Source organism: Micromonospora sp. WMMD714 (assembly GCF_029581315.1).
GTDB lineage: Bacteria > Actinomycetota > Actinomycetes > Mycobacteriales > Micromonosporaceae > Micromonospora > Micromonospora rifamycinica.
Map to the genome: position 1 here is coordinate 2769550 of NZ_CP120744.1, position 12628 is coordinate 2782177.

Annotated in this window: 10 protein-coding genes; 6 read left to right on the forward strand and 4 right to left on the reverse strand. The window is 72.2% G+C overall.

The annotated features are described in order from the left end of the window. Positions 1-3 precede the first annotated feature (3 nt). Positions 4-2055, reverse strand: a complete 2052-nt coding sequence (locus tag O7625_RS12430; RefSeq protein ID WP_282345987.1) for a class I SAM-dependent DNA methyltransferase — start codon at positions 2053-2055, stop codon at positions 4-6. Between the two features lie 180 nt (positions 2056-2235). Then, the gene (locus tag O7625_RS12435) at positions 2236-2910 is read right to left on the reverse strand and encodes a hypothetical protein (RefSeq protein WP_282345988.1); all 675 of its coding nucleotides are present in this window, start codon (positions 2908-2910) and stop codon (positions 2236-2238) included. Between the two features lie 23 nt (positions 2911-2933). On the opposite strand from O7625_RS12435, the gene O7625_RS12440 reads away from it, so the two are divergent. Then, positions 2934-3449, forward strand: a complete 516-nt coding sequence (locus O7625_RS12440; protein ID WP_089004039.1) for an acyl-CoA thioesterase — start codon at positions 2934-2936, stop codon at positions 3447-3449. Between the two features lie 562 nt (positions 3450-4011). Continuing rightward, positions 4012-6114, forward strand: coding sequence for an acetoacetate--CoA ligase (locus O7625_RS12445; RefSeq protein ID WP_348774014.1), 2103 nt, complete (start codon positions 4012-4014; stop codon positions 6112-6114). A gap of 236 nt (positions 6115-6350) precedes the next feature. Here O7625_RS12445 and O7625_RS12450 read toward each other — a convergent pair whose 3' ends face one another. Beyond that, positions 6351-7040 carry a TIGR03089 family protein gene (locus O7625_RS12450; RefSeq protein ID WP_282345991.1) on the reverse strand — a complete coding sequence of 230 codons (690 nt, stop codon included), beginning with the start codon at positions 7038-7040 and terminating at the stop codon, positions 6351-6353. Positions 7041-7190: 150 nt separating this feature from the next. Between O7625_RS12450 and O7625_RS12455 the strand changes: the two genes are divergently transcribed. Both O7625_RS12455 and O7625_RS12460 read left to right on the forward strand, forming a co-directional pair. Further along, positions 7191-8336, forward strand: a complete 1146-nt coding sequence (locus O7625_RS12455; RefSeq protein WP_282345993.1) for a glycosyltransferase family 1 protein — start codon at positions 7191-7193, stop codon at positions 8334-8336. A gap of 63 nt (positions 8337-8399) precedes the next feature. Then, positions 8400-9491 (forward strand): sugar phosphate nucleotidyltransferase, encoded by a 1092-nt coding sequence (locus tag O7625_RS12460; RefSeq protein WP_282345994.1) that lies wholly within the window; start codon positions 8400-8402, stop codon positions 9489-9491. A 43-nt stretch (positions 9492-9534) separates the two neighbouring features. On the opposite strand, the gene O7625_RS12465 is transcribed toward O7625_RS12460, so the two are convergent. Then, positions 9535-10137, reverse strand: a complete 603-nt coding sequence (locus tag O7625_RS12465; RefSeq protein WP_282346927.1) for an NUDIX domain-containing protein — start codon at positions 10135-10137, stop codon at positions 9535-9537. Between the two features lie 138 nt (positions 10138-10275). On the opposite strand from O7625_RS12465, the gene O7625_RS12470 reads away from it, so the two are divergent. Together O7625_RS12470 and O7625_RS12475 are read left to right on the forward strand one after the other, a co-directional pair. After that, entirely contained in the window at positions 10276-11313 is a 1038-nt protein-coding gene (locus tag O7625_RS12470) for a hypothetical protein (RefSeq protein WP_282345995.1), read from the forward strand. 284 nt (positions 11314-11597) lie between these two features. Then, on the forward strand, positions 11598-12599 hold the full coding sequence (locus tag O7625_RS12475; protein ID WP_067314086.1) for a winged helix-turn-helix domain-containing protein: 1002 nt from the start codon (positions 11598-11600) through the stop codon (positions 12597-12599). The last annotated feature ends 29 nt before the right edge of the window (positions 12600-12628 follow it).

Consider the following 12628-nt stretch of genomic DNA (forward strand, 5'->3'; position numbering starts at 1 on the left):
AACTCACTCGGTCACCTTGCCCAGTAGTTCCTGGATCTCAGCCTCCAACGCCTTCAATTCAGCGTCGATCTCTGCGAGTGGCCTCGGGGGCTTGTAGACGTAGAAGTGGCGGGTGAAGGGGATCTCGTACCCGATCTTGGTCTTGTCGTGGTCGATCCAGGCGTCGGGGACGTGCGGGAGGACCTCGCGGCGGAGGTACTCGTCGATGTCCTGGTCCAGCGGGACGTTCTCGTAATCGCGGAGATCGGTGTCGGGTTCGGGGTTGCCCTTGACGAGCTGGACCTCGCCCTCGGGGTCGCGTACCCCGACGATGTCCCGCATCGCCTTCTGGAAGGCGGTGCCGGACGGCCAGCCCACCCCGCCCTCGGCCGTCGCCTTGCGCAGCGCGTCCCACGCGGCGCGCTTGGTCGTCCACGCCTGCCCGAGCAGCGGCTTCAACGCGGTGGTCAGCCCGTCGACGTCCGCCGCCTTCTGGATCGGCTTCGAGGCGGCCAGCGCGGTGAGCGTCTCCTCGGTGACCTCGAAGCGGAGCTTCAACGGGCGTTCGACGGTGATCCGGCGGTAGCCGAAGTCCTCGTTGGCAAAGGCCTTCACCTTGCTGTGCTGCGGGTGTTCGGGATCCCGGGCGGCGTCGAGCGCCTCCCCGTACAGCCGGGTTATGCCCTTGATCTGCTCCGGGGTGATGACCTTGCGTTTGTCGCCGAGCGACTTGCGCATCTTGGCGAACTGGTCGCGGGCGTCGAGCAGCACGACCTTGCCCTGGTGTCCCTGGGCCTTGCGGTTGGTGAGGAGCCAGAAGTACGTGGAGATGCCGGTGTTGTAGAAGAGCTGGTCGGGCAGGGCGACGATGCCTTCCAGCCAGTCGTTCTCCAGGATCCACTGCCGGATCCGGGACTCGCCGGACTCGGCCGCCCCGGTGAACAGCGGCGAGCCGTTGAAGACGATGGCGATCCGGCTGCCGCCCTTGCCGTCGGCGGTCACCGGTTTCATCTTGGAGATCATGTGCTGGAGGAAGAGCAACGAGCCGTCGTTGATCCGGGGCAGACCGGCACCGAACCGGCCGCTCTCGCCGAGGCTCTCGTGCTCGTACTCGACCTCGTCCTTGACCTTCTTCCACTCCACCCCGAACGGTGGGTTGGCCAGCAGATAGTCGAAGTGCCGGCCCCGGTGGCCGTCGTCGCTGAACGAGTTGCCGAACTTGATGTTGTCCGGGTCCTGATCCTTGATCATCATGTCGGACCGGCAGATCGCCCAGGACTCCGGATTGAGTTCCTGCCCGAAGACCTTGACCGTTGCCGACGGGTTGAACGCGGTGATGTGCTCCTCGGCCGCCGCCAGCATGCCGCCGGTGCCGCAGGCCGGGTCGAGCACGGTACGGGAAACGCCCGGCACGCTCAGCGCGTCGTCATCCGGGGCGACCAGCAGGCTCACCATCAGCTCGATGACCTCACGCGGGGTGAAGTGCTCACCGGCGGTCTCGTTGGAACTCTCGGCGAACCGCCTGATCAGCTCCTCAAAGACGTACCCCATCTGGTGGTTGGTGACGTTGGGGACGGGCTTGCCGGTCTCCTTGTCGAGGACCACCTTGCCGGTCTTCCGGTCGCGCTGGAACGGGTGCAGGTCGAGGTCGGCGAACCGGCCGGTCACCCGGTAGAGCAGGTTCGCGTTGTCGAGGCGGCGCACCTGCTGGGCGAACTCGTAGCGCTCCATCACCTCCTGCGCGTTCTCGGAGAACGCACCGATGTAGGCGAGCAGGTGCCTCGCCAACTGGCCGGAGTCGTTGACCATCGACTTCAGCGTGTAGCCGCTCACGTTGTAGAAGCGGTGCCCCGAGGCTCGGCGTAGGAACCGACCCAGGTCCACGTTCTGGTCCCTGCGCCGGTCGTACTCCGCGAGGACCTGGTCGCGGGTGAGGTCGAGCACGCACTCCAAGCGGCGTAGCACGGTGAACGGCAGGATCACCTTGCCGTAGTCGGACTGCTTGTAGTCGCCGCGCAGGAGATCGGCGACCGACCAGGCGTGGTTCGCCAGCTCGGTGTGCTTGCTGTTGTTCAACGCGTTCCTTCTAGTGGGAGAGACGCACCGCCGGTGAGGCCGGCGGGCAGGGTACGGGCGGCTGCACCGCTGGCGTACTCAGGATTGTGACGAGCTGTCCCGCGTCGGCCGCCACGACGACCACCGGTCCTGCTGAAGGGGGTGCGGGTGGGCCGGTCGTGCCGGCCCACCCGACGGTCGTCAGCGGTTGTCGGTGCTGTTCTCCGGCTTGGCCCCGTAGCGCGGCGGCGCGGACCACGGCGACTCGGTGCCGGTCCGCCGGGGCAGGGGCTCGGTGGGGGTGTCCAGGTCGGGGTAGCCGAGGGTGAGCGGCGCGGTGTCCGGCTCGGTGCGGGCGGGCGGCCCGGCGGGCGGCCAGTCGCTCGTGGCGTAGCTGGGCGGCGGCGGGGCATCGTAGTCGGCCGGGGCCGGCTCCACCCCGGTCACCGGCTGCGGCCAGCGCCGCCACCGCCGCACGCTGAACACGGCCATCAGCAGCATCACGCCGATCAGGAACAGGGTGCCGTTCTGCACCGGCTCGCGTAGCGGCAGCGGGTCGCCGAGCACCTTCCAGTTACTCGGGATCCGGTCGAGCACGGTGAACGGGGCGATGAACATCCCGACGTACGGGGTGACCAGCAGCAGCCCGGCGACGAGCGGGCCGAGCGGCGAGGTGCGCAGCGTGCCTACCAGGCCCAGCAGGATGCCGGCGACGCCGAGGTAGACAGCCGGCTCGATCAGGTTCGCCGTGTTGTACGTGCCGATCTCCACCCAGCGGTCCACGGTCCGGCCCGACCCGTCCTGCCCGAGGGTGAGCAGCACCCAGGTGATGGGCGCCACCACCAACCCGGCGAGGAAGCTCCAGAGATGTCGCATTGGCGCACCGTACCGTTTCCGGCATGACCGAGCACCCCGCCACCCCTCCCGGCAAGCCGACGTCGTACTCCCGGGTCACGCTGAGTCGCATCATGACCGCCGTCGATGTCAATCTGTACGGAACCGTGCACGGTGGGGTGTTGATGAAGTTCGTCGACGACGTGGCCGGCGCGGCGGCGGCCCGGCACAGCGGCGGTACGGCGGTGACCGCCTCCATCGACGAGATCGTCTTCTCCGAGCCGGTCCGGGTGGGTGACCTGGTGCACGCCCACGCCCAGGTTAACTGGACCGGTAACACCTCGATGGAGGTCGGAGTGAAGGTGGTCGCCGAGCGGTGGGACTCCGCGGAGGACGCACCGGTCCGGGTGGCCACCGCCTACCTCGTCTTCGTCGGGGTGGACGTGGGCGGTGCGCCCCGGCCGGTCCGCCCCGTGCTCCCGGAGACCGCCGACGACCACCGCCGCTACAAGGAGGCGGAGATCCGTCGCGCCCACCGCCTGGCCAAACGCCGCGCCATCCAGGCCCACCGAGCCTCCTGACCCGCCCACCCCCTCCCTCCCACTCTTCCTCCCCCTCCTCCCACCTTCCCGCCCTCGCACCCCGCCCTCCCGGGCGCCCCGTCCCGTCCCGCCCCGGTGATCAAGAGCTTTACGTCAGCCCCACGCCGGATCGTTGACCTAAACCTCTTGGTCACCCACCCGGGCGGCCCGGGTCGAGTGAGGTGCGTTGGCTGGGCGGGTCGGCGGTGTGCCTCGCCCCGGTGATCAAGAGGTTTGGGTCACGCCCGCGCCGGATTGTTGACGTAAACCTCTTGGTCACCGACCCAGCTCGCTCGGGGTGGTGTGTGGTGCGCTGGCTGGGCGGATCGGCGATTGTGCCCAGCCCCGGTGATCAAGAGGCTTGGGTCACGCCCGCGCTGGATGTTGACGTGAATCTCTTGATCACCGGGGCTGGCCTGAGGGGGAGGGCTGGAATGTGTGCGCGGGGCACGTTTCCGTGTCGGCCCCCGGTGTGGATGATGACGCTGCCAGGTAGGCAAGATGGCGGTATGGCCGGGCACAGTGCCGTGTGGGCCTCAGGGAGGGTGGAGCGGTGGGTGACGTGCTGTGGACGCCGCCGGCGGACGTACGCGAACGGTCCCGGATCGGGGGCTACCTGCGCTGGCTGCGGGAGCACCGGGGGCTGGACTTCGCTGACTACGACGCGCTGTGGCAGTGGTCGGTCACCGACCTGGACGCCTTCTGGCGCTCGATCTGGGACCACTTCGAGGTGGTGGCGCACACCCCGCCCACGGCGACCCTGGGCGATGCGGCGATGCCGGGTGCCCGGTGGTTCCCCGGCGCGACGCTCAACTACGCCGAGAACGTGCTCCGGATGCCCGGTCGGGCCGACGACGACCCGGTGGTGGTCGCCCACGGGCAGACCCGTCCGCCGGTCACCCTGACCGCCGCCGAGCTGCGCGAGCAGGTCCGCCGGGTGGCGGCCGGGCTGCGCCGGCTCGGCGTGGTCGCCGGGGACCGGGTGGCCGCGTACGCGCCGAACATCCCCGAGACGTACGTCCTGCTGCTGGCGACCAGCAGCCTCGGGGCGATCTTCTCGTCCTGCGCCCCGGAGTTCGGCACCCGGAGCGTCGTCGACCGTTGGCAGCAGATCGAGCCGAAGGTGCTGGTAGCCGTGGACGGCTACCGGTACGGCGACAAGCCGGTGGACCGGCGGGCCGAGGTGGCCGCGATCCGGGCCGCCCTGCCGTCGCTGACCCACACCGTCACCATCGCCTACCTGCACCCGACCGCCCCCGACGGTTCCGCCCCGGCCGGCCCCGACGGCTCGACTCCGACCGGCCCCGCCGGCCCGGCTCCGGCCGCCCCCGACGGTGCCGCCCCGGCAGCCGTGCTGCCCGGCGGGCCGGCCGACGGGACGCCGGTCGCCCCGGACGGCGTACCGCAGAGCAGCCTGAGCTGGGCCGAGCTGGCGGCGGAGACGACCGAGCGGCTGACCTTCACCCCGGTCCCGTTCGACCACCCGCTCTACGTGCTCTACTCCTCGGGCACCACCGGGCTGCCGAAGCCGATCGTGCACGGGCACGGCGGCATCCTGCTGGAACACCTCAAGATGCTGGCCCTGCACCACGATCTCGGCCCGGCCGACCGGTTCTTCTGGTTCACCACCACCGGCTGGATGATGTGGAACTTCCTGGTCTCCGGGCCGGCCGTCGGGGCGACGATCGTGCTGTTCGACGGCAACCCCGGCCACCCCGACCTGGGAGCGTTGTGGCGGCTGGCCGAGGAGACCGGCACCACGTACTTCGGGACGTCCGCGCCGTTCCTGCTGGCCTGCCGTAAGGCCGGCCTGGTCCCGAAGGACGTCGCCGACCTGTCCGCGCTGCGCGGGGTCGGCTCCACCGGTGCGCCGCTGCCCGCCGAGGGCTTCACCTGGGTGTACGAGACGGTCGGCACCGACCTCCAGCTCCAGTCGCTGTCCGGCGGGACGGACGTCTGCACCGGTTTCGTCGGCGGGGTGCCGCTGCTGCCGGTGTACGCCGGTGAGATCACCTGCCGGGCGCTCGGGGCGAAGGTGGAGGCGCGCTCGGCCGACGGCACCCCGGTCCTCGGGGAGCTGGGCGAGCTGGTGATCACCGCGCCGATGCCGAGCATGCCGGTGGGCTTCTGGAACGACCCGGACGGCCGCCGCTACGCCGAGGCGTACTTCGACGTCTATCCCGGGGTGTGGCGGCACGGCGACTGGATCACCATCAACGAGCGGGGCGGCTGCGTGATCACCGGTCGTTCCGACGCCACCCTCAACCGGGGCGGCGTACGGCTCGGCACGGCCGAGTTCTACTCGGTGGTGGAGGGCCTCGACGAGGTGGTCGACTCGGTGGTGGTGCACCTGGAGGACGACGAGGGCGGGGCCGGGGAGCTGCTGCTGTTCGTGGTGCTCGCCGAGGGCCTCGAACTCGACGACGCGTTGCGCCGCAAGATCGCCCGTGAGCTGCGTACCGCGCTGTCGCCCCGGCACATCCCCGACGAGATCCACCAGGTCAGGGCGGTGCCACGCACCCTGTCGTCCAAGAAGCTGGAGGTCCCGGTCAAGAAGATCCTCACCGGCACCCCGGTCGAGTCGGCCGCCGCCCAGGGCGCCCTGGCCAACCCCGAGTCCCTCACCGCCTTCGCCACCTTCGCCCAATCCCGCCCCACCCCCTGACCCACCACCCCACCCTGCTCCCACCGGGTCTCACCTGCCCCGGTGATCAAGAGCTTTACGTCACCCCGCCCCGCCAATCCCGCCCCAAACCTCTTGATCACCGCACGCCAGCGGCGTCGGGGCCGGGTGATCAAGAGGTTTACGTCATCCGTGGGCTGGATGTTGACGTAAAGCTCTTGATCACCGGGGCAAGGCGGGGCGGGGACAGGGTCGGGCGGGGAGGAACAGGGTGGGGGTCAGGTCAGGGTGTGGGTGGTGCGTTCGGTGTGGGCTCGGGTGGGGAGGCGGGAGGGGTCGGCGTTGCCGGTCAGCACGATCGTCGCCTGGCGGAGCAGCGGGGCGAGCAGCCAGTCGCGCGGGTCGGGGTGGACCGCCGCGTCGACGAGCAGGCGGTCGCCGGGGGAGATGCCGAGGTCCGTCGCGCGGGCGTCCGCCTCGGCCAGCAGGGTCGCGTCGGCCGGACCGCCCCGGGTGGACGGGGTGAAGTGGTCACCCTGGGTGCGTACCTCGACGACGTAGTCGACGAACCCGGCAGGCACCTCGCGCAGCGGGGCGGCGAACGGGGCGAGCGCCAGCGCGTACCGGTCGCCGGCCGGCCAGGCGTCGGCCTCGGCCACCCGGTCGGCGGCGGCGAAGAGGACCTCCACGTCGCCGGATTCGTCACGCACCGTAACGCCGGCCGACCAGCAGCCGAGCAGCACCGCGGCGGTCTGCCAGTGGGGTGGCAGCAGCACCCCGGCCCGGTCGCCGGGGCTCAGCGCCAGCTCGTCGACGAGCAGGTTGGCGGTCTTGGCCACCCAGTTGGCCAGGGTCGCGCCGGAGAGTTCGGTGCGCTCGCCGGTGGCGTCGTCGTACCAGGTCAGCAGGGGGCGGGCGGGGTCCGCCGCGATCGCGGCGGCGAACACCCGGGCAATGTTGTCGGCCATCGGCGCGAACGATACGCCCCCGCCGTCCGTATCCGATGGCGATGACAAGTCGGCGTACGGTCGGGTCGCAGTCAGCGTCCGCACCGGGCTCCGGCGTAGGCTTGCCCGGAGTGTTGTTCCCCACAGACCCGCCATGCAAGGAGTCGCCCCGTGACCGCCGGTCGCCCGCCCCGCGTGCTCATCGACGCCACGAGTGTCCCCGCCGACCGTGGCGGCGTCGGTAGATACGTCGATGGCCTGCTCGGAGCCCTCGGGGTGGTCTGCGGGGAGACGGTCGACCTGGTCGTGGTCAGCCTGCGCACCGACCTGGAGCGCTACACCCGGATGCTGCCCGGGGCCGAGGTGATCCCCGCCCCGGCCGCCGTCGCCCACCGCCCGGCCCGGCTCGCCTGGGAGCAGACCGGTCTGCCGCTGCTCGCCCAGCAGGTCGGTGCCGAGGTGCTGCACTCGCCGTTCTACACCTGCCCGCTGCGTGCCGGCTGCCCGGTGACGGTGACCGTCCACGACGCGACCTTCTTCACCGAGCCGGAGCACTACGACAAGTCCCGCCGGACGTTCTTCCGCAGCGCGATCAAGACGTCGCTGCGTCGGGCCAGCCGGGTGATCGTGCCGAGCAAGGCCACCCGCGACGAGCTGATCCGGCTGCTCGACGCCGACCCGACCCGGATCGACGTGGCGTACCACGGGGTCGACCAGCAGGCCTTCCACGCCCCGGGCGACGAGGAGAAGGCCCGGGTACGGGCTCGGCTCGGGCTCGGCGGCAGCAGCTACGTCGCGTTCCTCGGGGCCAAGGAGCCGCGCAAGAACGTACCCAATCTGATCCGCGGCTGGGCGCGGGCGGTGGGCGACCGGGAGAACCCGCCGGCCCTGGTGGTCGCCGGCGGTCAGGGCCACGACGACGACATCGACCGCGCGGTGGCCGAGGTCCCCTCGCACCTGCGGCTGCTGCGCCCCGGCTACCTGCGCTACGCCGACCTGCCCGGTTTCCTCGGCGGCGCGCTGGTCGCCGCCTACCCGTCGTACGGCGAGGGGTTCGGCCTGCCGATCCTGGAGGCGATGGCCTGCGCCGCGCCGGTGCTCACCACGCCCCGGCTCTCGCTGCCCGAGGTGGGCGGTGACGCGGTCGCCTACACCAGCGAGGACCCGGACCAGATCGCCACCGACCTGGCCGCTCTGCTCGACGACGAGCAGCGTCGGCTGTCGCTGGCCAAGGCGGGCGTCGACCGGGCGAAGGAGTTCACCTGGGCGTCGAGCGCCGAGGTGCACATCGCCGCGTGGAGCCGGGCCCGTTCCTGAGTGGTCGCTGGCGGTACGGCCGAGCCGCCATCCGACCTGAGACGGTTCGGGCATGATGTGCTGATGCTCTACGCCGTCATCCCGGCGGGTGGCAGTGGCACGAGGTTGTGGCCGCTGTCCCGCGCGGGGCACCCCAAGTTCCTCCACCCGCTCACCGGTACCGACGCGTCGCTGCTCCAGGCGACCGTGGACCGGCTCGCGCCGCTGACCACACCGGAGCGCACCCTGGTGGTCACCGGAGCCGCCCACGCGGCGGCGGTGGCCCGGCAGCTACGCGGGGTACCCGAGGAGAACATCCTGGTGGAACCGTCGCCCCGGGACTCCTGCGCGGCGATCGCGCTGGCGGCGGCGGTGATCGCGCAGCGGGACCGGACGGCCGTGATGGGTTCCTTCGCCGCCGACCACCTGATCCGCGATCCCGCCGCCTGGGTGCAGACCGTCCAGGCCGCCGTCCGGGGCGCCGAACAGGGCCTGCTGATGACGGTGGGGATCACCCCGACCCGGGCCGAGACCGGCTACGGCTACCTGGAGACCGGTGAGCCGGGCGGTGACGGCCTGCTGCGTCCGGTGCTCGAGTTCAAGGAGAAGCCGGCCGCGCCGGTCGCCGAGGCGTACCTGCGCTCGGGCCGGCACCTCTGGAACGCCAGCATGTTCGTCTGGCGGGTGGACGTCTTCCTCGCCGAACTCGCCCACCAGCAGCCGGCCCTGCACACCGGGGTCGCCGCGATCGCGGCGGCCTGGGGCACCCCCGAGCAGGACGAGGTCCTCGGTGCCGTCTGGCCGACGCTGCCGAAGATCTCCGTCGACTACGCGGTGATGGAGGGCGCGGCCACCGCTGGCCGGGTCGCCACCGTGCCGGGTGACTTCGGGTGGAACGACGTGGGCGACTTCCACACCCTCGGCGAGGTGCTGCCCGCCGACCCGGCCGGCAACGTGGTGCTGGGGGTCGACGCCAAGCCCGGAGTCCTGCTGCACGACGCCCACGACCTGGTGGTGGTGCCGCAGTCGGGTCGGCTGGTGGCCGTCCTCGGGGTCCGCGACCTGATCGTGGTGGACACCCCCGACGCGGTGCTGGTCTGCCCCCGCGACCGGGCACAGGACGTCAAGGCGCTGGTCGACGAGCTGAAGTCCCGGGGTGAGGACGGGCTGGTCTGACAGACGACCGCCCCGGTCGGTACCGCCGTGGCGGACGCCCGGCTCAGCGGGGTGGGTGGCCGGCGGTGTGGCGGGCATGGGCCGCCAGGGCCGGGACGACGAGTTGGACGGTCCCGCCGGCCAGCGGCTCCGGCAGCCGGTCGGCGGGGAACCAGCCCAGCGCCTCGGACTCGTCGCTGACCTGCGGGACCGCCCCCGGCGGGGCGAAGACCGCGAACCGGACGTCGTGGTGCAGCGAGCCGCCCTGGCAGGCCACCGGATGGATGTCCACGTCGATCGGTACGGGGTCGATGACCAGCCCCTCGATGCCGGACTCCTCGGTGGCCTCGCGTAGCGCCGCCCCGGCCAGCGTGTGGTCACCCGGTTCGCAGTGCCCGCCGAGCTGCACCCAGCGGTGCAGCTTGCCGTGCAGGCAGAGCAGGACCCGGGTACCGGAGGCGTCGAGGATCAGGGCGCTCGCGGTGAGATGGCCCGGCAGGTGGTGACGGGTCAACGCGGCCGGGCCGTCGGCGAGCAGGGCGAGGGTGCGGTCGCGGGCCTCGGCGGCGGCCGACCCGGTCGGCGTCCAGCCGGTCAGCACCGCCACCGCGTCGGCGTACAGCGCCGCGTTCCCGTCGCCCGGCCCCGGCCCGGCCGCCCCCTGCACCGGTGCGGCGGTGCTGGTGGGGGCGGCCAGGGCGGCCGGCTCGGGAGTGCCGGCGGGCTCGGCGGTGGGGAGGCGGGTGGCGGACGAGGCGTCGGGCATCCCGCCACTCTACGAGCGTGCGCTCCGTACCCTGGCGCGGTGAGCCTGAGACTTCTGGAGTTCGTGGTGGCCGGCAACGAGGCCAGTGACCTTCTGCCGGTCCGGTCCCGGTCGCTGTTGCGGGCGTACGACGCCGTCCGCGGTTTCTGGACCGTGCTCGACGAGGGGCCGGTGGAGCAGTGCCTGGCCCTGCTGCTGGAGCGCGCCGACGGCGAGTGGGTCGCCCATCACGTGGTGGCGGACGCCGGGGTCGAGAACGGCCGGACCGAGGACGGTGAGGCACTGGCCGAGCACGACGGCTGGGTGTACGTCTTCGGATCGCACTTCGGATCCAAGGCCGGTCCGCTGCGCCCCCGCCGCGCCTTCGTGGCCCGCTTCCGGGAGGACGACGCGGCCACCGGGACACTGCCGGTGCAGGTGGTCCGCAACCGGTTCCGGGTGCACCGGGCGATCAACGACGCGCTGGTGAAGGCGCCGTTCACCCCGTTGCCGCCGGGCGACCGGGTCCGGCAGCGGTTCATCGGCGAGACCGTCTCCCGGGGCACGGCGCGGGCCAAGTCCTGGGTACGCCGGCTGGCCGAGGACGACCTGCCGCTGAACGTGGAGGCGGCGGCGTTCACCCCGCAGGGGACGGTGCTGCTCGGGCTCCGCTTCCCGGTGACCGTGGACGGGGAACCGGTCCTGGTCGAGCTGGCCGGGGTGCCGGAGATGTTCACCCGGGGCGCGGGGTGGCCCCGCGCCGACCGGGCGTACGCGTTGACCGGGGTGACGCCGCCCGGCGCGCTGGTGGGCTTCCGCGCGGTCACCCCGACCGCCGACGGCGGGTACGCGGCGGTGGTCGGGTCGATCGACGCCCTCGGCAAGGGATCGGTGCTGCTGGACGACCATCCGGCCGGTGGGGAGGTGACCTCGCGGCACGTCCGGTTCCGGTGGGAGCCGACCGACGACGGGCGCATCGCGGGGGAGCTGGTGGCCGACCTGACGCCGTTCCGGCACGTCGAGGGGGTGGCCGAGGTGGACGGACGCCGTTTCTACGTCACCGACGAGGACCATCGGGTGGCGCTCTGGATCGGCTGAACCGAGCCGCCCTCGCGCGGACGGGTGGTGGACCCGGGTGACACCTCTGCGGAACCAGGGCCGCAGACCCTCGTGGTGCCTCCCGGGTGCCACGTCCTGCGGACCCCAGGTCACCCGGGCGGCGGCGGGGGTGACCCCAGGTGTCGTCCGGGCACTAGGAGCATGTCAATCGGTGGAACTTGCGTCGAGGTCTTTCACTCCACACTTAAAAGTGGAGATAAGTGCCGCCCGGTACAGTGCAGTGGGTCGGCGGGAGTCCCCCAGCCCCGCCCCGGGAGCGCCCCATGCTGACCATCCACTTCTCGCAGCAGGACCTCCTCCGGACCCGGGTCGCGCCCGCCGCCGACCCGGTCTGGGAGCTGGTCCTGAGCCTGCACCTGCTCCAGGGCCGGACCCGCGACCCGCTGATGGCCGGCTGGCGCCGGGGGGTCGCCGCCGGGCTGCGCCGGGAGACCGCCGCCGACCAGTTCCGGCTGCTGTTCGCGCTGAACCCGCCGCGCGGCTACTTCCCCGACTTCCTCACCCCCTACGAGAGCCTCGACGGTTTCGAGGCGGGGCTGGACGCCGTCCGGTCCACCCCGACCGAGCTGCTGCGCCGGGACCTGACCCTGCTGTCCGGCACGAACCCGCTGCCGTCGTCGGCCGCCGCGCTGGCCCGGGGTGAGCCGGAGGTGCTCCGGCACCTGACGGAGGCGATGACGCAGTACCGGTCGGTGGCGATCGATCCGTACTGGGGGCGGATCCGGGCCGCGGTGGAGGCCGACCGCGCGGTACGCGCCCGTGCCCTGCTCGACGGCGGCACCGAGGGGCTGCTGGCGAGCCTGCGGCCGGGAATGCGCTGGGACTCCGGCGTACTACAGGTCGTGGACTATCCGAACCGTCGGGAGTTGCACCTGGACGGTCGGGGGCTGCTGCTGGTGCCGTCGTTCTTCTGCGCGCGTACCCCGGTCGCCCTGCTCGACCCGGCGCTGCCGCCGGTGCTGGTCTATCCGGCGGACCGGCTCGGCGGGCTGGACCCGCCGGCCGGCGCGGGTGGTCGGCCGGCGGGTGACGGTGGCCGGGAGGCGCTGGCCGCGTTGCTCGGCCGGACCCGGGCGGCGGTCCTCGAGGTGAGCGACGACGGCGCGACCACCGGGGAGGTGGCCCGCCGGCTGCACATCTCGGCGGCCGCCGCCAGTCAGCACACCGCGGTGCTGCGCAACGCCGGGCTGCTGGTCAGCCGCCGCGACCGCAACACGGTGCTGCACACCCTGACCCCGCTCGGCCGGGCCATGCTCGACGCCTGACGCCTGACGCCTGACGCCTGACACCATCC

Bases quoted from the DNA above. Each gene is read 5' to 3' on its own strand.
- O7625_RS12475 (WP_067314086.1), top strand. From the start codon at position 11,598: ATGCTGACCATCCACTTCTCGCAGCAGGACCTCCTCCGGACCCGGGTC.
- O7625_RS12440 (WP_089004039.1), top strand. From the start codon at position 2,934: ATGACCGAGCACCCCGCCACCCCTCCCGGCAAGCCGACGTCGTACTCC.
- O7625_RS12460 (WP_282345994.1), top strand. From the start codon at position 8,400: ATGCTCTACGCCGTCATCCCGGCGGGTGGCAGTGGCACGAGGTTGTGG.
- O7625_RS12435 (WP_282345988.1), bottom strand. From the start codon at position 2,910: ATGCGACATCTCTGGAGCTTCCTCGCCGGGTTGGTGGTGGCGCCCATC.
- O7625_RS12450 (WP_282345991.1), bottom strand. From the start codon at position 7,040: ATGGCCGACAACATTGCCCGGGTGTTCGCCGCCGCGATCGCGGCGGAC.